The sequence below is a fragment of the Wenjunlia tyrosinilytica genome (genome assembly GCF_014646055.1).
Lineage (GTDB): Bacteria > Actinomycetota > Actinomycetes > Streptomycetales > Streptomycetaceae > Wenjunlia > Wenjunlia tyrosinilytica.
On the sequence record NZ_BMMS01000027.1, the window covers coordinates 17,411 to 36,425 of the forward strand.

A 19,015-nucleotide genomic window follows, 5' to 3' on the forward strand; every position below is an offset into this window, starting at 1 on the left:
GACGACGGGGCGGCGACATCCAGGCGACATCCAAGTGCGGCGACATCCAAGGGGCGGCGACATCCAAGGGACCGCAGTGGCCCGGTCAAGGGGACTCGGGGGCCTAGCGGGGCACGCCCGCCATGTGCATGCGCACGGTCAGGCTCCCGGCGCCTGTCCGGATCTCCACCAGATCGCAGACCTGCTGGATGATCCACAGGCCTCGGCCGCCGGTGGCGGAGTCCAGGGTCGGCCGGGTGCGGCCCACCATGGGGTTGGGCAGCTCTCCGCCGTCGTGGACCTCGGTGACCAGGCGGTCGCCCTCGGTCCAGAGCCGGAGGGTGCCGTCACCACCGGAGTGGGCGATCGAGTTGGCCGCCGCCTCGCTGATCGCGATCAGCAGATCGTCCTTGCGGCGCGGCTGGACAGGGAGGCTCTCCATCCAGGCGTCGGCGAAGTGCCGTACGAGGCTGAGGCAGCCCTTTCCGAAGGTGAGGGTCTCGGCCTGCTCGGGCTCGGGCAGGGGGATGTCGCAGTCGGAGCAGACGGCGGACGGCTCGGCGTAGGCGGGGCTGCGGCCCGTCACCCCGTCCTCGATCAGCGTGGGATGCGTCCGCCTGGCGTCCTTGATGACGGCCGTGGGCAGGCCCGCCACGTCGTAGGGGCACAGGATGGTGGCCGATCGGCCGTGGAAGGCGGTGTTGATCAGCGCTTCATGACGCGTGGCCTCGCGCATCTCCGCGGGCGTGCGCTGCGCCCAGATGGGCTCTCCCACAATGCGTACCGCCTGGCCGCGGTGGCTGTTGGCGAAATCCTGGAGGGCGGAAAGGATGCGGCCCGGGTTGCGTCCTAGCTGGGTCATGTCGGCGCTGGCCACGCCGCCCGCCTCCGAGCCCAGACTGTCGCGCAGCGCGTCCAGCCGCTCCCCGGGCACGGCCACGAACACGGGCTCCCCGGCCTCCTGCGCCGCGCGCACGAAGCCGCCCACCCCTGTGAGGTACTGGTCCATACCGTCGTAGAAGAGCGCAGGATGCACGAACTTCGCGCCGTCACCCATGACGGGTGCCCGGTCGAAGCGAGTCGCCCGCACCATCCGCCGAACTCCTTCCCCTGTGTCCGTCCGGCTGCCCACTTACGGTAGCTCCAAGCATCCCAGCGCCCACTGCCGCTCCGCTGGATTACGGCGGAGCGGCAGACTGAGGCATGGGTCACCGAAAGGGCCTTCGCGCGTGCCTCGAAGTGGTCCGGTGCGCCCCATGGGTGGGGGTGCGCCCCGCCCGTCACTGGGCGCTGATGGCCTCCAGGGTGTTCAGGCGTGCCGCCCGCCGCGCCGGCCAGACCGCCGCCAGCACCCCGACGACGATCGCGATGAGCACGAACAGTCCGATCCGGTCCCAGGGCACGGTCATCGAGTACTGGGGGAAGGAGCTGCGCAGCAGGTGGCCCGAGGACCACGCCAGGAAGATCCCCAGCCCGATGCCGAGCGCCGCGCCGAACAGCGAGATCACCACGGACTCCAGCCGCACCATCTGCTTGACCCCGGAGCGGGCCAGCCCGATGGCACGCAGCATCCCTATCTCGCGGGTACGTTCGAAGACCGACATGGCCAGGGTGTTCACAACGCCGACCACCGCGATGACGACGGCCATGCCCAGCAGCCCGTACATCATATTGAGGATGGTGTCGATCTCGCCCGCGTCCTCGCGGCGCAGCTGTGCTCGGTCCTGGACCTTGATCGCCGGGTTGCCGCCCAGGGCCGCCTTGATGTCCTTGTCCAGCCCTTCGGCCCGTCCCGGGGCCGCCTTGATCAGGACCTTGTCGTCCTTGGCGGGGGAGATGTGCCGGCTCGCCAGCCGGGTCGAGGCGACGGCGTCGTCCACCACGTCGTTGTCGGCGTAGATGCCGCGGATCCTCGGGTGTTCCTTTCCGCCCTCGTAGAAGTCCAGCTCGGCCCGGTCCCCGACCTTCCAGCCGTGTGCCTTCGCGGTGGTCTCCGAGACCGCCACCCCGCCCGAGCCCAGCCCTTCGGCAGAGCCGCTGGTGAACGTCAGATGCGTGACCTCGGCGATCGCCGACACATCGGTGCCGGTCATCAGGGCCGGGGCGCCCTTGATCTGGAAGCCCACCGAGCGGATCGGAACGGCGGCGGCGACCCCCGGTGTCCCGGCGACCTTCTTGGCGACATCGGGGGAGAGCCCGCCGAAGGTCGCCATGGAGACCGCGTAGTCGGCGGTGAGGTCCTGCCCGGCGATCTTGTCCATGCCCTCGTTGGCGGAGGTCCCGGCAACGGTCAGGCCGGTGATGAGGGTCAGGCCGATCATCAGGGCGGAGGCGGTGGCGGCGGTGCGGCGCGGGTTGCGCAGCGCGTTCTCCTTGGCCAGCTTGCCTGTCACGCCGAACAGGCGGGTGGAGACCCTGCCCGCGAGCGAGACCATCGGACGCGACAGCAGCGGCGCGAGGACGATGACCCCGGCCATCGTCAGCGCGGAGCCGGCCATGGCGGGCACCAGACCGCCGCTGTCCTTGAGGGTGGCGACGTACAGCATGGTCAGGACACCCAGCGCGGTGAGCAGGATGCCGATGGCGTTGCGCACCCGCAGGCTCCGCACGGACGGGGCCTGGTCGACGGTGCTCAGCGCCTCCACGGGGGCGATCTTCGCCGCCTTGCGGGAGGGCAGCCAGGCCGCCAGGACGGTCACGGCGACACCCACGGCGAGCGAGGACAGGACGGCGCCGGGGCTGACGACGAGGGGGCCGTCGGGCAGCTCGGCGCCGGTGATGTTCAGAAACGACCGCAGGCCGACCGCGATGCCGAGGCCGAGCACCAGCCCGGCGACGGAGGCGACCAGGCCGAGCACGCCCGCCTCGACGAGCACCGAGCGGGTCACCTGGCGGCGGGACGCCCCGACCGCCCGCAGCAGCGCCAGCTCACGGGTGCGCTGGGCGATGAGCATGGTGAAGGTGTTGGCGATGATGAAGATCCCGACGAACAGCGCGATACCGGCGAAGACCAGCAGGGTGTTCGCTATGGCCCGGGTCTCGGCGTCGATGGCCCGGGACTGCTCCGCCGCCAGCTCGGCGCCGCCGCGCGCTTCGGCGCCTTCCTTGGGCAGCACGTCCTGGACCTGCCGGGTCAGCCGCGCCTGGTCGGCGCCGGGCTTGGCCGAGACCACGAGCTCGGTGAAGTGGCCGGGGGTCAGGAACAGGCGCTGCGCCGTCGCGGTGTCGAACAGGGCGAGGCTGCCGCCCGAGGTGACCCGGGGGTCGTCCGTGGTCACGATGCCGACGAGTTTCTTGGTCAGCACCGGCCCGTCGGTGGCCAGCCGGACGGTGTCCCCGATCCCGGCCCCGGCGTGCCGCGCCGTCTTCGTGTCCAGGGCCACCTCGCGGGAGTTCGCGGGGGCGTGGCCCTCCTTCAGCGGGTAGCGGCTGTCCTTGCCGTCGGGCCCGGGGGCGTAGTTGGCCCCGAGGCTGCCCCAGGCGTTGCCGATGGCGTTGCCGTGCTTGTCGGCCACGATGGTCGTGCCGTCGACGGAGGCGCGCAGCGACGAGACGCCGGGCAGGGCGCGGATCCGGTCGGCGAGCCGGGCGTCGAGGGCGCTCTTTCCCCCCTTGCCGCTGCCGTCCGTGGAGTCAACGGAGACGGCGACGTCCGCGAGGCTCTTGGTCATGCGGTTCCTGAAGGCGCTGCCCACGCTGTCGCTGAAGATCAGCGTGCCGGAGACGAACGCGACGCCGAGGAGGACCGCGAGGGCGGTCATCATCAGCCGGGCTTTGTGCGCGAGGACATTGCGCAGGGCGGTGCGGAACATGGTGGTCTCAGTCCTGGGTGATGGCGTCGGAGGGTGACGGGGCGTCGGGACCGCCGGGTCAGCGGGGGTGACCGGCCGGGCGCGGCATACGGTCGAGGACGTCCTCCGCCGTGGGGCGCAGCAGCTCGTCGACGATGCGGCCGTCGGCGAGGTAGATGACGCGGTCGGCGTAGGAGGCGGCCACGGGGTCGTGGGTGACCATGACGATGGTCTGGCCGAGTTCGCGGACGCTGTCGCGCAGGAAGGAGAGGATCTCGGCGCCGGATCGGGAGTCGAGGTTGCCGGTGGGCTCGTCGGCGAAGACGATCTCGGGGCGGGAGGCCAGGGCGCGGGCGCAGGCGACGCGTTGCTGCTGTCCTCCGGACAGCTGCGCCGGGCGGTGGGACATCCGCCCCGACAGGCCGACGGTGTCGATGACGTGGCGCAGCCAGTCCGGGTCCGGCTTGGTCCCGGCGATGTCCATCGGCAGGGTGATGTTCTCGGCGGCGTTGAGGGTCGGCAGCAGGTTGAACGCCTGGAAGATGAAGCCGACCTTGTCGCGGCGCAGCTGTGTGAGGTGCTTGTCCTTGAGGGCGGACAGCTCGACGTCGCCGATGCGGGCGGAGCCGGAGGAGACGGAGTCCAGGCCCGCCATGCAGTGCATGAGCGTGGACTTGCCCGAGCCCGAGGGGCCCATGATGGCGGTGAACTCGGCCTTGCGGAAGGTGACGGAGACGGAGTCCAGCGCGACCACCCGGGTCTCGCCCTGGCCGTAGACCTTGCTGAGGTGGGTGGCCGACGCCGCGGCGGTCGCGGTGGCGTATGCGGTGTGGCTGGCGCGGTAAGCGGCCGGGTGGCTCACGGGTTCTCCTCGGGCGGGGACAGCGAATGTGCTTCCCATATGCTCGAAGAGACGGCCGGCCGGGGCTTCGGCCGTCCGGCCGGAACCACCCCTGGCCGAAAGGCCGATAACCCCGGCCGCCTTCTCATCCTTCGGGGTGCAACCGCCCCGGCCCGCGGTGCGTCGGCGGCGTGTCAGCCGTCGGCCGGACGGAATTCGTAGACGGTGGTGGCGACCACGCACACCCCCGGCTGGACGACGAGTGCGCGCAGCTTCCGCGCCCGTGCGTCGTAGTCGACGCCCTCGGACTCGAACGTCCCCGAGCAGATGCTGCGCTGCGGCAGCGGGCCGAGGCTGGTCACATGCCCGGTGACCTCCTGGCCGTTCAGCGGGTGCGGCAGGTCCACCTGGAGGAGCGGCTTGGGCGTCGGCCACTGGTCCGTGGCGGAGTCGTCCGAGGAGCACACCAGCCGGGTGTCGCTGACGAAGTCGCAGCCCTGGATGTCGCGGACCGTGTGGTCGAGAGTGATCTGCCCGGCCTGGGGGAGGGAGCCGCCGGTGGAGGGCGTCGAGGGGTTGAGCAGGGGCGCGGGGAAGACCTGGAAGCGGCTCTGGTCGCCCCACTCGCCGGAGACCAGCCACTGGGCGTCGGGGGAGACGGCGGCGAAGGAGTTGTTGAGCCTCTCGCCCGCGTCGAGCCGGTGCTCGTAGAGGTAGCGCCTACCACCGGGGGTGGTCACGGCGAACATCTTCGACGTCGCGGTGTCCCCGCCCTGGTAGGCGTCGAAGACATGGCCGCGCGCGGTGTCCGGGTCACCCACATGGCCCCAGCCCTTGATGCGCAGGGACAGGGGTATGGAGGCGAGCCCCCGGTATACCAGGGAGCCGTCGTCGAACGACGCGATGCCCTGGCTTCCCGTGAGGGAGTTGACGTTGTACGAGCCGGTCTCGGTCCATCCCTCCGAGACGGGGGCGGCCGATGCGGCGGTGGCGGCGCCGACGGTCAGGGCGGTGGCGCCGAGCAGCGCTGCGGCGGCTCGGGCCGCCCTGCGGGCGGGGGTGCGAAGCGGGCTCATGCTTTTCTGTCACCTCGTCAGGTCCACGTCAGGAAGGTGAGCCTAGGGCGGACCAATGCCGAGGGGCTACCCCTGGGTAACCAACTTGCTTTGAATTCCCAGTTGTTGGACCCCCGGCACGGGCAGGCAACCCTGCACGCGCGCCCATCTGATCGGGTGACAAGTGGAAAGCGGCCGTCCACCGTTCGGGGGCGGCGTCGTTTTCCAGGGCATGGACGCCACCCGAGACTCCGGCGAGCCCGGCGACAGCGGGGACGGAGGCGGAGACGACGACGAATGGGAGAACCACGTCCTGCGCCGCCGCGCCGCCGCGCACGCCCCGGACTCGCCGATCTACGCCGCGCTGGTCGGCCAGTGGCTGGCCATGGGCCGGGCGGTTCCCGGACTGGGATCCGACCCCGTCATCCCCGAGCAGTTCAGCCGCCGCTGAGAGCGGTGCGGCACCGCGGCCGTGGGCGGATGCAGGAACGTATCGCCGGGAGGTTTCCCCCTCGCCCCCCCGGAAAGGCGCACGTCAACGGCAGCCCACACAGCGGAGGTACACCATGCTCAAGGCAATCGGCGACGCCCTCCGGGCCATCGGCGGCACCCTGGCAGCCGTCGTCTCGCTCCCGTTCCGCCTGCTGGGCCGCCTCTTCGGCGGCGCCTCGGACTCGGCCCACGGCCACCACTGAGGCGCCCGGAGCGTCCCCGGCGGGACAGCCCGCCGGGGACGCAGCCCGGCCCGGCCTCGGCCCGAACCCCCTCTCCGGAGGTCGCCCCGGCTCGGGCTGGGAAGGTTGTCCGGGCCGACCGGGGGTCGGCCTGGTGGGGCCGGGTGAAGTTGTCCGGGCCGACCGGGGTCCGGCTGTTGCCGGACCGAGAGCTATGGCCGTCGGCCGAATCCGGGTCGGGAAGCTGCCTGAGCCGGTAGGCGGAAGCCCGCTGCGCAGGTCGCCCCGGGTCGGGCTGGCGAAGGCACTCCGGGCCCGGGCGGCCGGACGGCCGCCCGGGCGCGGCTCGCAGATGCCGGGGCGCCCTCCGGCGGCTACGGCTCCGCCAGGACCTCCACCGGGATGCCGTTCAGGACGGCGGTGCCCGACAGGGGGTCCACTGGGGCCTCGTCGGTCAGGGCGTTGCTGTTCACCCCGGGGTGCTCCGCTGCCACTCCGGCTCGGGTGCCCGGACGGCCGTGGCCCCAGCCGTGGGGGAGGCTCACCACGCCCGGCATCACCGTCGCCGTGATCTCCGCCGTCGCGCGCACCTCGCCCACCCTCGAGCGCACGAGCACGCCCGACCCGTCGTCGGCGCCGATCCGCAGCGCGTCGTCCGGGTGGATCTGCAAGGTGCAGCGGTTGCTGCCGCCGGACAGCAGCGGGACGTTGTGCATCCACGAGTTGTTCGAACGGAGCTGGCGCCGGCCGACCAGCACCAGGCCGCCCTCCGCCTCCCGCTGTTCCTCCAGCCATCCCGCCAGCCGCCGCGCCTCGGCGAGCAGTTGCGGCGCCGCCAGCTCCACCTTCCCGCTCGGTGTGCGCAGCACCTCCGGGAGCCTCGGTTCCATCGGCCCGAGGTCGATCCCGTGCTCCTCCTTCTCCAGCACATCGAGGCTGAGCCCCCCGTAGGGACCGCCCCTGAGCATCAGGTCCAGCATCCGGTCCTCGAAGCGCCGTCCCGAGACCGCCGCCAGCAGCTCGTCCGGGTCCTGCCCGAACACCTGCGAGGACGGGTCCGCGACCAGCCGCCGCGCGGTCTCGGCCGCCACCAGCGCGTCCATCTGCTCGACGCTCGCACCGCCGCCCGCCGCGATGGACGCCAGGCGCAGCAGCACCTCGGCCTCGCTGCGCTCGTGCGCCCCCAGCGGCACGCTCGGCGGCGAGTAGTTGGCCACATTGCGCACCGTGAAGCTGGTGAACACCAGGTCGTAGTGGCTGCGTGCCAGCGGGGACGGCGCGGGTAGCACGACGTGCGCGTACCGGGTCGTCTCATTGAGGTACGCGTCCAGGCTGACCATGACGTCCAGGGTCTCCAGCGCCGCCGCCAGCCGCTCGCCGTTGGGCGTGGACAGCACCGGGTTGCCCGCGATGGTGAACAGCCCGCGCAGCCGCTCCCCGCCGGGGCCGGGTGTGTCGATCTCCTCGGCCATCGCCGCGGCGGGGAACTCCCCGAACACACTCGACAGCCCCCGAACCCGCGTCCGGCGTGAGCCCGGGATCCGCGCGCCCCGGCCCCGTCCGGGCTCACCCGCGGTGTTCGGCGAGCCCGTCGCCGGCTTGGGCCAGAGGACACCCCCGGGCCGGTCGAGGTTCCCGGTGAGGGTGTTGATCACGTCGATGAGCCAGCTCGCCGCCGTGCCGAACCCGGCGGTGGTGGTCCCTATCCGGCCGTACACCGCGGCCGTCGGAGCGGCCGCCAGCTCGTGGGCCAGACGGCGGATCGTCTCCGCCGGGATGCGGCACACCGGAGCCACCGCCTCGGGGGTGAACGGCCTCAGCGCGCCCGGCAGCTCCTCGAGTCCCGACAGGTGGGGCCCGGCGTGCCCGGGATCGGCCAGTCCCTCGGCGAACAGCGTGTGCGCCATCGCCGCCAGCAGGGCCGCGTCCGTACCGGGCCGGATGGGCAGATACTCGTCCGCGATGTCCGCCGTGCGCGTGCGGCGGGGGTCCACGACGACCAGCCGGCCGCCCCGGCGCCGCAGCTTGCGCAGCCGCCCCGGCAGATCGGGGGCGCTCAGCAGGCTCCCGTTCGACGCCATCGGGTTGGCGCCCAGCACCAGCAGATAGTCGGTGCGGTCCACGTCAGGGATGGCCACCGACAGCTCGGTGCCGAACATCAGCCCCGAGGAGACCTGCTTGGGCATCTGGTCGACGGTGCTCGCGCTGAAGCGGTAGCCGGTGCCGAGGGCCCGCATCAGCACCGGTCCGTAGAGGGAGGCGGCGAGGTTGTGCACCACCGGGTTGCCCACATAGGCGCCCACCGCGTCTCGGCCGTGCTCGGCCAGCACCGGCGTCAGCAGTCGCTCGACCTCGGCGAACGCCTCGTCCCAGCCCACCTCCGTCCAGGTCCGGCCGCGCCGGATCAAAGGAGTGCGCAGCCGGTCGGGGTCGGAGTGCAGCTCGCCGAGGGCCACCCCCTTGGGACACAGGTAGCCGCGGCTGAAGGGGTCCTGGTCGTCCCCCCGCACCGTGAAGCGCCCGTCGGGCCGCTCGGTGATGCTCAGACCGCAGGTCGCCTCGCACAGCGGGCAGGTCCGGTACGTCGTCCTCGACCCCGTGGGCCGGTTCGCTGTCGACTGGGTGGCCGTCACGTTACTGTCGCGTAGCTCCGCCATGCGACGGAGCATAGGCACGACTGCGTCCTCCTGTCAGCGGTTGCGGCCGCTCATGGCGTACACCAGCAGCCGCGGTTCGTCCGGCAACGTGACCGAAACCGCCTCCTTGTCCTTGTCCAGCGGCAGTGTGGTGTGCCACACGCTCACACCGATCCCGTCCGGAGCGCCCTCGGCGTTGTACCGGCTGCCCGCGACCACCGCCGTGTCCTCGCCCTGCCGGGGCCCGCGCGCCGCCCAGTCCGTCGCCGCGAGCCTCACCTTGTCCGTGCTGCCGTCGGCGTATGTCACCTCGGCCGTCCCCAGGGCGTCACCGTGGTGCGCCGCGACCAGGAGCTCCAGCGAGGCGTAGCCGCGCCGGGTCAGCGGCAGCTTCTGCCCGTGTGCCGTCACGAAGTTCTTCGCCGTCCCCGCCGTGTCGGGGAACCGGTAGGCGGACCCCACCACCGCCCCGGGTCCGGCCGCGGGCATCGTCTCGGCCGGATAGCTCGACCCCGTGCCGTCGAAGTCGCCCTGGCCCTTGCTCCCCTTGGCCGACACGCCGTCGCTGTCGTAGGCGGCGGACAGATCCTGGGGGCAGAAGCCCTGGGTGCCCTCGCACGTGGCGGTGACCACATGGATCCTCGCGGTCCGGGTGACGGAGGCCCCACGCGCGTCGGAGACCGTGACCGTCAGCGGGTAGACGCCGTCGGCGGTGCCCTTGGGCACGGAGATCCGCACCGCCGTCTCGTGCGTGGTCGGCAGTCCTCGCGAGGTGACGGTGAATCGGCTGAGCGCCGGGTCGGCGGTCAACGGCTTCGGCGCCGAGACCGCCACCTTCCCCGAGATGCCGCCCGGCTGGGTGAACACCCCGGTGACGGTCAGCTCGAACGGCTCGTCGGCCCCGGACAGCACGGTCGGGGCGGCGGGGTGGACCGCCGCCGACAGCGCGTGCCGCACGGGCTCGCGGCCGTCGATCGGCGGCGGAGCGGCATTGTCGGCCGTTCCCCACCGCGACGGCGTGGCGCCGACGGTGAACGACAGGTCCCGGCCCGCCGCCAGGTCGTCACCGCTGATCCAGGTCTTCGAGTGCGCCCTGCCGCCGAGCCGCGCGGACTGGATGTACCGGTTGCTGTCGGAGGTGCCCTCGGCGCTGATCCGCACCCGGCCGCCGGGGTAGTAGCGCTTGTCGAGCGTGAGGTCCACCTGGTCGAACACCGGCGTGGACAGCTCCCACACATCCGCGCCCGGCACCCCCGGGTAGATGCCGATCGAGGACAGCACCGCCCAGGACGACATGGTGCCCAGGTCGTCGTTGCCCGTGATGCCGTCGGGGGAGTCGGAGAAGAGGGTCAGCGCCGCGTGCACCACGTCGGTGGTCTTCCACGGCTGGCCGGTGGACAGGTAGGTGTAGGGGGCGAGCAGGTCGGGCTCGTTCTGGGGGTTGTACTTGTCGGCGTTGTAGTAGTCGTACGGCCCGTTGATCCACACCTTGCGGGCGGTGCCCTCCGGGTCCTTCAGCAGCTCGTCGTAGGCGAAGAACGAGTCGAGCCGTTCACCGGCCTTCGCCTTGCCGCCGATCAGCCGCACCAGGTCCGGCAGATCCTGGGGGACCAGCCACATGTACTGCCAGGACGTGCCCTCGTGGAAGCCCACGCTGTTGGCGGGGTCGGCCGGCCCGGTGAAGACCCCGTCCTCGTCCCGCGCCCGGAAGAAGCCGGTGCGGGGGTCCAGGACGCTGCGGAAGTTCTGGGCGCGCTCCAGGTACCGCTTGGCGTCGGCGCGGTGGCCGAGGTCCTTCGCCATCCGGCCCAGCGCCGCGTCCGCCAGCGCGTACTCCAGCGTCGCCGAGCCCCCGCGCTCGAAGTCGGAGTCACCGGGCTTGTCCTTGGGGCGCGCGGTGTCGTGGGGGACGAAGCCGTGCTCGATGTACTCCTTGTTGGCCATCCGGCCGACGTACGGGGAGTCCGCGGGAGGCACCCCGTCGGCGTTCTTCGTCAGCGCGCGGTAGGCCTGCTCCTCATGCCCCTTCAAAAGCCCCTGCTGGTAGGCGTTGGCGAGGAACGGGGTGACCGGATCGCCGGTCATGATGTTGGTCTCGGCCGTCCCGTACCCCCACTTGGGCAGCCAGCCGCCTTCGGCGTCCACCCTCAGCAGCGACAGCGCCATGTCCCTCGACTCCTGGGGCGCGAGGAGGGAGAGCAACTGCTGCTGGGTGCGGTACGTGTCCCACAGCGACCAGTTCTGGTAGTAGGTGAAGCCCTTCGCGGAGTGCACCTGGCCGTCCCAGCCGGTGTAGCGGCCGTCCACGTCACCGCCGAGGTTCGGGGCGAGGAACGCGCGGTAGAGCGCCGAGTAGAAGGTGTGCCGCCGCTCGGTGGTGCCGCCGCGCACCCGTACCTGCCCCAGCCGCTCCTCCCAGGTCCGGCGTGCGTCGGCCGCCGTCCCGTCGAACGAGCCGCCGCCCTCTGCCTCGAGGTTCTCGGCCGCCCCGTCCGCGCTGACGTAGGACAGCGCGGTCGTCGCCACCACGTCCCGGTCCTCGCTCGTGTCGAAGCGGACATAGGCGCCGTTGCGCCCGCTGCCCTCCGCCGTCCGCGCGCCGTCGGTGACCTGGTCGCGCCGCCAGGTGCCGAAGGAGGTGAACGGCCGGTCGAAGCGGGTGACCGTGTACACCGTGTAGGTGCGGGGCGTGTCCTGGCAGAAGCCCCGGCCGGTGGTGGCGGTCCGCACCGTCCGGTCGTCGAGGACGGTGACGCTGCTGGAGGTCACGCGGTGCAGCGCCTGACCGGTGTTGAGCAGCACATTGGCCTTGTCCGTGGCGGGGAAGGTGTAGCGCTGCCACCCGGTGCGCGCGGTGGCGGTCAGCTCGGCCGTGATGCCGCCGTACGACTTCAGCCCGACCCGGTAGTAGCCGGGTGACGCGCTCTCGTCGTCGTGGGTGTACTCGGCGGCGTAGCGCGCGTAGTCCGTCGAGGCGATGTCTCCGGTGGTGGGCAGCACCGGCAGGTCGCCGCCGATCCCGCAGCCCACACCGGACAGGTGCACCGAGCTGAAGCCCCGGATGTGGTCCTGGTCGTAGTCGTAGCCGGTGTTGTGGCCGGTGTCGGGGGACAGCTGCACCATGCCGAACGGGAGCGCGGCGCCGGGATAGGTGTTCCCCTCGTTCCGTGTCCCTATGAACGGATTGACCAGGTCGGTCGGCTGACCGTCCTTCACCGCGTCCGGCGCGGCCGCGGACGACGGGGAGACGAGCCCCCCGCACAGCAGCGCGACGGCCGCCGCGGCCGCCGCGAGGACTCGCGGGCGCAGGCGTGTTCTCATCCCACTCCTCCGAAACTCTGGTTCGCTTCTGCGCCCGCTCGGCGGACGTCCGGCCACCTCGCGGGCTCCGGGCCGGCAGCCGGGCGGGCAGCCGGGCGTGCGACGCTCACGGAGAAACCGACCGGCTGGCGCCGACTGGCACCGGCTGACGTGGACAACGTTGTCAACCGTGACGCGCAATGCGCCAGATGCTCGACCCGCGCCGGTGATTTTGTCAAGGCTTCGTCAAAAAGCCGGTGTGGTACCAGCCGTGAGGGGCGCTCGGGTATGGCGGCGGTGGCCGGGCCCATGCCCAGGCGGGGAGCGGGAGCCGTCCGGGGGCTCCCGGCCGGGGGTGCGGCCGACTGTTCCTTCGAACCCATGGACGCAGCATTCCTCGAAGCGGCCCCGCGGAGGTGGAGCCGCGCCGCCCGGCGCGTCCCGCCGGACCAGCAGGGCGCACGGGACGGGGCGGGGGGCACGGGTTTCGGCCGCCCGCGCCGGGCAGGCCCGTGATGTCGGTGCCGGGTCATACGCTGAACCCATGAACGCCGTGACGCTCGTGTGGACCACCGTCCCGTCGCCCATCGGCCCGCTCATGCTGGCCGCGAGCGAGCGCGGCCTGGTGAACGTGGTCTTCCACGCCGGTGAGGCCGAGGAGCGCGAGGCGCTGGCGAGGCTGCGCCGCAGCCTCGGCGCGGAGCCGGTCGAGGACGCCGAGGCGCTGCGGGGGGTGACCGACCAGCTCCACGCGTACTTCGAGGGTGAGCTGAAGGCGTTCTCGCTGGAGCTGGACCTCCGGCTGGCCACGGGCTTCAACCGCCGTGTGCTCAATGCCCTGGCCGAGCGGGTCGCCTTCGGCAGGGTCGCCAGCTATCAGGACCTGGCGAACTGGGTGGGCGAGCCCGGCGCCGCGCGGGCCGTGGGCGTCGCCATGGCCACCAATCCGCTGCCGGTCGTCGTCCCGTGCCACCGCGTGGTGGAGAGCGACGGGGGACTCGGCGGCTTCGGTGGCGGGCTGGAGACCAAGCGGGAGCTGCTCGCCCTGGAGGGAGTGCTGCCCCCGGCGCTGTTCTGAGGCGGGTGGGGGCTCCTCAGTAGTCCAGGAGCGCCGCCGTGGTCGCCGCGAAGCGGTCGGCGTCGTCGACGAGGCGGTCGCGGCGGTAGGAGGAGGTGGCGTCGGGAATGGCTGACCCGCCCGTCCCTCGAGGATCCAGGAAGATCAGTCGGCGGTGCGTGGAGAGCCCGCCGAGGTTGCCGAGGTCGAGGGAACCCGCGGGCCCTCCCGGCAGGCAGACGACCGGGTCGCCTTCTCCCTGAACGCGGTGGGCGAGCCGGGTCCCGTCGGGCGCGCAGAAGGCAGGCATGAGGTGGATGCTGTCAGCCGGCCCGAGACGCGACAAGCGGAATTCGGCGTCCCCGACGGCTACTCGCCCGCCGGAACGGGGGCCGCCTCCGCCGCGCCCGTCCCAGCCACGCCGGTGCCGGCCGCGCCCGTCCCAGCCACGCCGGTGCCCGCTACGCCGGTGCCAGCCGCGCCGGTGCCCGCTACGCCCGTCCCAGCCACGCCGGTGCCGGCCGCGCCCGTCCCGGCCGCCGCGGTCCCGGCAATGTCCGTGCGCGCCGCTCCTCCCGGCACCGGCGCCCCGGCCGGTGCCTCCTTCGGCGCCTGCGCCGTGTCCGTGCCGACCGCCTCCACGCCCATCTCCGCTGCCTCGGCCGCCGGTGCGGCCGCTGTCGCGCGGCGCTTCATCACCACGAACGACACGACGCCGATCAGCACCGCGGCCGCCAGGCCCGCCCACGAGAAGCGCTTCAGCCAGGTCTCGGCCACGACACCCACGTAGTAGATGACAGCCGTCGTGCCGCCCGCCCAGACCACGCCGCCGAGTACGTTCGCGATCAGGAACCGCCAGTACGGCATGCCCAGCGCTCCCGCGAGAGGCCCCGCGAAGATCCGCAGCAGGGCGATGAAGCGGCCGAAGAAGACCGCCCACATGCCCCAGCGGTCGAAGGACTGCTCCGCCTTCGCCAGATGCCCGGGCCCGAAGTGCTTGGGGAATCTCCTTCCCAGCTTCTCGAAGAGGGTCCGGCCGCCCTTGCGGCCGATGCTGTAGCCGATCGAGTCGCCGATCACCGCCCCCGCGACGGCGCAGGCGCCCACCGCCCAGGGGTTGACCACTCCACGCGCCGACATCAGCGCGGCCGTGACCAGGGTGATCTCACCGGGCAGCGGGATGCCGAGGCTCTCCAGCCCGATCACCAGGCCGACCACCAGGAGCACGGCCACCGGTGGGATCGTCTCCAGCCACTCGTTGACGTGCACCGCCGCTACCTCCGCCGAAATACGTGAATCCCCGTAAAAAGTACGGGGGCACGCGAGACCGGTCCCCCCGCGCCACAGCGAGGGTAACCGGGTATCCCGTCGGCGGTTGCCGAGCCGGCGCCCCGGTGAGTAGGACTCCCCGGAGCGCCGAGGGGTTCCGCGATACGGCGCCCTGCTCGTTCAACGCGGCTTTCGCCCCGTTTCAGCCGGCCGCCGGATCCAGCGAATCCAGGGCCACCCGACTGGCCTTTCCGAGCCGCTCACGCTGCGGGAAGTCCCCGACCGGCACCCGCGCGACCTCCTTGGCGGTGCGGTAGTCGATCACCGAGACCTGGTCCAGCTTGCTCAGGGTCACAAAGCAGTGGTCGCCGTCGACGCTCGTGGTGGACCAGTACGGCAGGGCGCCCTGCGGGTAGTGCACAAAGCCGTCCGTGGTCAGCTCCGGCCGGGAGACGACGGCCGTGTAGTCGTCGATCGTGCCCGCCTGGCACAGCTTGGTGGTGTCGCCGGACAGCGCCATGCCGTGGTGCGCCGAGTTCTGCGGATAGTCGTCGGGGGCCAGGGCCTTGCCGTGATCGCTGAACGGCATCTCCACCGTCCTGGTGATCTTCCCCGCCACCAGGTCGTACTCGATGAAACCGTTGAGGTACGACAGCTGCGCGTACATCGTCTTCTCGTCCGGGGTGATCACGGCGGGGCGCACCCCGCGGTCGAACTGGTACACCCGCTTGACCTTCAGCGTCTTCGCGTCGGCCACCGTGAGCTGCTTGGCGCCCTTGAGCCCGCTCAGGATCTTCGGCAGCGAGGTGATGCCGATGCTCGCGTTGTAGATCCGCTCGCCGTTGGCGGAGTACATGTTCTCGTGCGGGTACGTCCCGGTGGGGAACTCGCCGACGATCTTCCCGGTCGAGGTGTCGATGGCCTGCGACTTGCCGGCCGTGATCGCCGAGACGATGAACCGGCTGCCGTCGGGGGACAGCGCCGCGTGGTCGGCCTTGAGCCCGGCCACATGGGTGCGCCACAGCATGGTCCGGCTCGCCACGTCGAAGGCGGCGGCGTCCCCGAGGTTGCCGCGCGAGACATAGAGGGTCCGCCCGTCCTTGGACATCTGCGCGTCGTCCACGAACTTGTCGCCCCCGGCCTCCTTCCGCACCTGCTCGTACAGCGCCCGCTCTATCGGGTTCATCCCGTCGAGGATCGCCTGCAGATCGGGGATGACGTTCATGGAGCCGAGGTTCTCGTAGGTGCGGCCGTCCAGGAAGCTGACCGTGCCCGCGACGCTGTTGCCCACGAGCAGGACGTCGCGCGGCCCGTCGTCGGCCTTGGCGGGCACCGCGCAGACGGATGCCACCACCGCCGCGCACGCCAGCGCTCTGAGCGCCCGGCTCCTCTTGCCCCAGTACATGGTCGTCGTCCCTTCGGTCGGTTTCCGCGGTCGGGCCGCGGGCTTCAGGTGAGTTTTCGGCACAGCAGGGCGTCGGGTGTCCTCGAGGAGCCCACCCGGGCGGTGTAGGCGATGCCCGCCGCGTACTCGTCGTCGGCGCACTGCCCCTTGTAGAGCCCGTGGGCGAAGTCGCCGCCCTTCGCCGCGGCGGGCCGGTTGTCGCCCCGGTCGAACCAGACCGTCCGCCCGGCGGTGCCGAGCCGAGCGCCCGACTCGGCGCACAGCGCGGCGGAGACGGCGGCGCCCCGAACGCTGTAGCCGATGAGGAACCGGCCGCGTGGGCACTGGAGCTTGGTGTAGCCGGACGCCCAGTCGGAGTCGACATGGCTCTCGTCCCGCACCACGGTGTGGGCGCCGGTGCCGGACCACATCCCACCGCGGGCGGTGTCCGTGCACAGGCCGCGGTTGCCGGTGTGGCTGAGCCCGACGATCCGCTGCCCGTCCGGGCAGACCGCCTTGCGCGCGCCGGAGTCCCAGTCGGGGAGGGCCCGCATGCGCAGGCTCCGCACGGCGTCGCCGTTGTCGGTGCTGAGCATGTCCCAGGTGTCCGTGGGCGGGATGTACCCCGTACGGCCCTCGGCGCCGATGAGCCTGCTCCATGCCCCGGCCCGCCAGTCGTCTCCGTCGAACAGCCCCATCCGGTGCCCCGCCGAGTCCCAGTGCATGAGCGCCCAGCCGTTGCCGGTCCGGTTCTCGTGCAGGCCCACCAGCGGCCAGTAGGCGAAGTCGGTGTCATTGGCGATCAGGTAGTCCACGAAGTCGCCGAACCACTGCCGGGGCTTGTTGCCGGTCTCCTCGCGACCGCCGACGCCGAACTCGCTGATCCACAGCGGCGCCGTGAAGTGCTTGTCCGCCTCGCCGGAGACATAGAACGCCTGGCGTCGCAGGACGTCGAAGAGCGCGTCACGGCCCAGGTCCTGGTACCGGGGGTCATGGGTCTCGCCGGAGCCGGTCGCCCCGCTGTGGTTGGGCCCGGTGTAGCCGTAGAAGTGGGCCGAGTAGACGAGTTTGCCCGACGTCACGAGGGTGTGCGACAGACGCTGGACGGGCTCCAGGGTCGGCCGTCCGTGGGGGAGTCCGTCGACGGGGACGCCGGTCCAGTTGATGCCTTCGACGACGACCAGGAGATCCGGATCGGCCTCGCCGAGGATCCGGTCGCCGAGGTGCTGGGAGGCGGTGAACCAGTCATGGCTGTCGCCGAGCCCCCAGTTGGGGTCGTCCAGGGGGCTGCGGCGCACCTCGTTGTAGAGGTCGGCGCCCACGACCCGCTTGTTGTCCTTGTACCGCCGGACCATGGACAGCCAGTCGCTCTCCCAGGCGGCGTCGCTCTGGCCGGTGTTCCACCGCTCGTTCCCGTCGAGTCCGCAGCACCAGCGCGAGGTGTTCGTGTGGTTGTTCAGGATCACCGCGAGCCCGGCGTCGGTGAGTGCCTTGACCGACGCGTCGTACACCTGGAGCGGGGTTCTGCCGCGCAGTTGCGGGTTGGCGGCGACCGAGGCTTCCGCCACGGGGCGCCGGTCGTGGATCATCTCGTTGGAGAACGGCAGCCGGATGCTGTTGAGGCCGAGTTCCCGGAAGCTCGCCACGATCTCGCTCATCGGCGCGCGGTCGAGTCCGAGCGGCATCCGGTCCGACTTCTCCCCGGCGTGGTTGTTCGCCGGATCGTCGGGATCCCCGGAGCCCGTCCAGGTGCCGCTGGCGCCGTGCCAGTTGCCCGCCTTGAGCTTGAAGCGGTTGCCGTCGGCGTCGACGATGTAGCGCCCGCGGGTACTGAGCGGGGGTGTCCAGGCGGCCGGGGCCGGGACGGAAGCCGTGTTGACGGGAGTGGCCGGGGCAGGAGCCGGGTCGGCCTGCGCCGAGCCCGGGACGGCGCCCAGCATCGTCGCCACGGACGCCCCCACCACCGTCCATCTGATGACGACGCCCACGAAGCCCCCCACTCCTACCGGCCAGTATTGGCATGTGCGCGCCATCATGGTGGGTCCGGCTCAAGAAGAACAGAGGTCGGTGCGGCAGACTCTTGGCTTGGGCGCCGCGGAAGTGATCGGCGCGTATGGGATCGCACTGGAGATCTAGGGAGCGCTCATGGGAGACAGCCGCGCCGCGAACCCGGTGGACCGCCTCGTGGATCTGCTCGACCTCGAGCGGATCGACCTGAACATCTTCCGAGGCCGCAGCCCCGACGAATCCCTCCAGCGCGTCTTCGGCGGCCAGGTCGCGGGCCAGGCCCTCGTCGCGGCGGGACGCACGACGGACGGCGAACGGCCCGTCCACTCCCTCCACTCCTACTTCCTGCGGCCGGGCACCCCGGGCGTGCCGATCGTCTACCAGGTCGAACGGGTCCGCGACGGCCGCTCCTTCACCACCCGCCGGGTCGTGGCCATTCAGCAGGGCCGCATCATCTTCAACCTCACCGCGTCCTTCCACGCGCCCGAGCCCGGCTTCGAGCACCAGGTCGCCATGCCGGACGTGCCCGACCCCGAGACGCTGCCCACCCTCTTCGACGAGGTCCGCGACCACGTCGGCCGACTCCCCGCCCAACTGGAGCGCATGTCCCGCCGCCACCCGTTCGACCTGCGCTACGTCGAGCGGCTGCGCTGGACCCAGGAGGAGCTCAAGGAGGTCGAACCCCGCAGCGCCGTCTGGATGCGGGCCGTCGGCGACCTCGGCGAGGACCCGCTGGTCCACGTGTGCGCCCTGACCTACGCGAGCGACATGACCCTCCTCGACGCCGTCCGCGTCCCCGTCGAGCCGCTGTGGGGCCCGCGCGGCTTCGACATGGCGTCACTGGACCACGCGATGTGGTTCCACCGCCCCTTCCGGGCGGACGAGTGGTTCCTGTACCAGCAGGAGTCCCCGATCGCCACCGGCGGCCGGGGCCTGGCCCGGGGCCTGATCTACGACCGCGAAGGCCACCTGCTCGTCTCGGTGATGCAGGAGGGCCTCTTCCGCCGCATCGGCGACTGACC

General features: G+C 71.8%; 13 protein-coding genes and 2 pseudogenes. 4 read left to right on the plus strand and 11 right to left on the minus strand.

Annotation, left to right across the window (positions count from 1 at the left end):
• Positions 1-103: 103 nt before the first annotated feature.
• The 4 genes from IEY86_RS26660 to IEY86_RS26675 form a co-directional block, all read right to left on the minus strand.
• Positions 104-1,072, minus strand: coding sequence for an anti-sigma factor RsbA family regulatory protein (locus tag IEY86_RS26660; protein WP_229698778.1), 969 nt, complete (start codon positions 1,070-1,072; stop codon positions 104-106).
• Positions 1,073-1,259: 187 nt separating this feature from the next.
• Entirely contained in the window at positions 1,260-3,791 is a 2,532-nt protein-coding gene (locus tag IEY86_RS26665; protein WP_189134415.1) for an ABC transporter permease, read from the minus strand.
• A 58-nt stretch (positions 3,792-3,849) separates the two neighbouring features.
• The gene (locus IEY86_RS26670) at positions 3,850-4,671 is read right to left on the minus strand and encodes an ABC transporter ATP-binding protein (protein ID WP_189134416.1); all 822 of its coding nucleotides are present in this window, start codon (positions 4,669-4,671) and stop codon (positions 3,850-3,852) included.
• A 134-nt stretch (positions 4,672-4,805) separates the two neighbouring features.
• Positions 4,806-5,687: a hypothetical protein gene (locus IEY86_RS26675; protein WP_189134417.1), complete on the minus strand. Its 882-nt coding sequence runs from the start codon at positions 5,685-5,687 to the stop codon at positions 4,806-4,808.
• A 211-nt stretch (positions 5,688-5,898) separates the two neighbouring features.
• Here IEY86_RS26675 and IEY86_RS26680 point away from each other — a divergent pair, with 211 nt between their 5' ends.
• Both IEY86_RS26680 and IEY86_RS37620 read left to right on the plus strand, forming a co-directional pair.
• Complete coding sequence (locus IEY86_RS26680) at positions 5,899-6,117, plus strand: hypothetical protein (protein ID WP_189134418.1); 219 nt, start codon at positions 5,899-5,901, stop codon at positions 6,115-6,117.
• Between the two features lie 115 nt (positions 6,118-6,232).
• Positions 6,233-6,361 carry an LPFR motif small protein gene (locus tag IEY86_RS37620; protein ID WP_265805606.1) on the plus strand — a complete coding sequence of 43 codons (129 nt, stop codon included), beginning with the start codon at positions 6,233-6,235 and terminating at the stop codon, positions 6,359-6,361.
• Between the two features lie 353 nt (positions 6,362-6,714).
• On the opposite strand, the gene IEY86_RS26685 is transcribed toward IEY86_RS37620, so the two are convergent.
• The 3 genes and pseudogenes from IEY86_RS26685 to IEY86_RS26690 form a co-directional block, all read right to left on the minus strand.
• A complete protein-coding gene (locus IEY86_RS26685) occupies positions 6,715-8,997 on the minus strand; it encodes a molybdopterin-dependent oxidoreductase (RefSeq protein WP_229698780.1) in 2,283 nt (760 codons plus the stop codon).
• A gap of 33 nt (positions 8,998-9,030) precedes the next feature.
• Positions 9,031-9,933, minus strand: a complete 903-nt coding sequence (locus tag IEY86_RS38630; RefSeq protein ID WP_506016883.1) for a beta-sandwich domain-containing protein — start codon at positions 9,931-9,933, stop codon at positions 9,031-9,033.
• 15 nt (positions 9,934-9,948) lie between these two features.
• A pseudogene (locus tag IEY86_RS26690) lies at positions 9,949-12,297 on the minus strand (GH92 family glycosyl hydrolase); the annotation flags it as partial.
• A gap of 523 nt (positions 12,298-12,820) precedes the next feature.
• Here IEY86_RS26690 and IEY86_RS26695 point away from each other — a divergent pair.
• Positions 12,821-13,354: a methylated-DNA--[protein]-cysteine S-methyltransferase gene (locus IEY86_RS26695; protein ID WP_189134420.1), complete on the plus strand. Its 534-nt coding sequence runs from the start codon at positions 12,821-12,823 to the stop codon at positions 13,352-13,354.
• A gap of 16 nt (positions 13,355-13,370) precedes the next feature.
• On the opposite strand, the gene IEY86_RS26700 is transcribed toward IEY86_RS26695, so the two are convergent.
• From IEY86_RS26700 to IEY86_RS26715, 4 genes and pseudogenes are all read right to left on the minus strand, one after another.
• The gene (locus tag IEY86_RS26700; RefSeq protein WP_373287099.1) at positions 13,371-13,643 is read right to left on the minus strand and encodes an alpha/beta fold hydrolase; all 273 of its coding nucleotides are present in this window, start codon (positions 13,641-13,643) and stop codon (positions 13,371-13,373) included.
• 338 nt (positions 13,644-13,981) lie between these two features.
• Positions 13,982-14,602: pseudogene (locus tag IEY86_RS26705) on the minus strand (DedA family protein); the annotation flags it as partial.
• A 202-nt stretch (positions 14,603-14,804) separates the two neighbouring features.
• Positions 14,805-16,007 (minus strand): YncE family protein, encoded by a 1,203-nt coding sequence (locus IEY86_RS26710; RefSeq protein ID WP_189134422.1) that lies wholly within the window; start codon positions 16,005-16,007, stop codon positions 14,805-14,807.
• A gap of 44 nt (positions 16,008-16,051) precedes the next feature.
• A complete protein-coding gene (locus IEY86_RS26715; RefSeq protein WP_189134481.1) occupies positions 16,052-17,926 on the minus strand; it encodes a glycoside hydrolase family 5 protein in 1,875 nt (624 codons plus the stop codon).
• A gap of 205 nt (positions 17,927-18,131) precedes the next feature.
• Between IEY86_RS26715 and IEY86_RS26720 the strand changes: the two genes are divergently transcribed.
• Positions 18,132-19,013, plus strand: coding sequence for an acyl-CoA thioesterase (locus tag IEY86_RS26720; protein ID WP_189134423.1), 882 nt, complete (start codon positions 18,132-18,134; stop codon positions 19,011-19,013).
• Positions 19,014-19,015 lie beyond the last annotated feature (2 nt).

What these genes read in the sequence shown, in the direction of transcription:
- IEY86_RS26660 (WP_229698778.1), bottom strand. Translation starts at nt 1,072, where the DNA reads ATGGTGCGGGCGACTCGCTTCGACCGGGCACCCGTCATGGGTGACGGC.
- IEY86_RS26665 (WP_189134415.1), bottom strand. Translation starts at nt 3,791, where the DNA reads ATGTTCCGCACCGCCCTGCGCAATGTCCTCGCGCACAAAGCCCGGCTG.
- IEY86_RS26670 (WP_189134416.1), bottom strand. Translation starts at nt 4,671, where the DNA reads ATGGGAAGCACATTCGCTGTCCCCGCCCGAGGAGAACCCGTGAGCCAC.
- IEY86_RS26675 (WP_189134417.1), bottom strand. Translation starts at nt 5,687, where the DNA reads ATGAGCCCGCTTCGCACCCCCGCCCGCAGGGCGGCCCGAGCCGCCGCA.
- IEY86_RS26680 (WP_189134418.1), top strand. Translation starts at nt 5,899, where the DNA reads ATGGACGCCACCCGAGACTCCGGCGAGCCCGGCGACAGCGGGGACGGA.
- IEY86_RS37620 (WP_265805606.1), top strand. Translation starts at nt 6,233, where the DNA reads ATGCTCAAGGCAATCGGCGACGCCCTCCGGGCCATCGGCGGCACCCTG.
- IEY86_RS26685 (WP_229698780.1), bottom strand. Translation starts at nt 8,997, where the DNA reads ATGGCGGAGCTACGCGACAGTAACGTGACGGCCACCCAGTCGACAGCG.
- IEY86_RS26695 (WP_189134420.1), top strand. Translation starts at nt 12,821, where the DNA reads ATGAACGCCGTGACGCTCGTGTGGACCACCGTCCCGTCGCCCATCGGC.
- IEY86_RS26700 (WP_373287099.1), bottom strand. Translation starts at nt 13,643, where the DNA reads ATGCCTGCCTTCTGCGCGCCCGACGGGACCCGGCTCGCCCACCGCGTT.
- IEY86_RS26710 (WP_189134422.1), bottom strand. Translation starts at nt 16,007, where the DNA reads ATGTACTGGGGCAAGAGGAGCCGGGCGCTCAGAGCGCTGGCGTGCGCG.
- IEY86_RS26715 (WP_189134481.1), bottom strand. Translation starts at nt 17,926, where the DNA reads ATGCTGGGCGCCGTCCCGGGCTCGGCGCAGGCCGACCCGGCTCCTGCC.
- IEY86_RS26720 (WP_189134423.1), top strand. Translation starts at nt 18,132, where the DNA reads ATGGGAGACAGCCGCGCCGCGAACCCGGTGGACCGCCTCGTGGATCTG.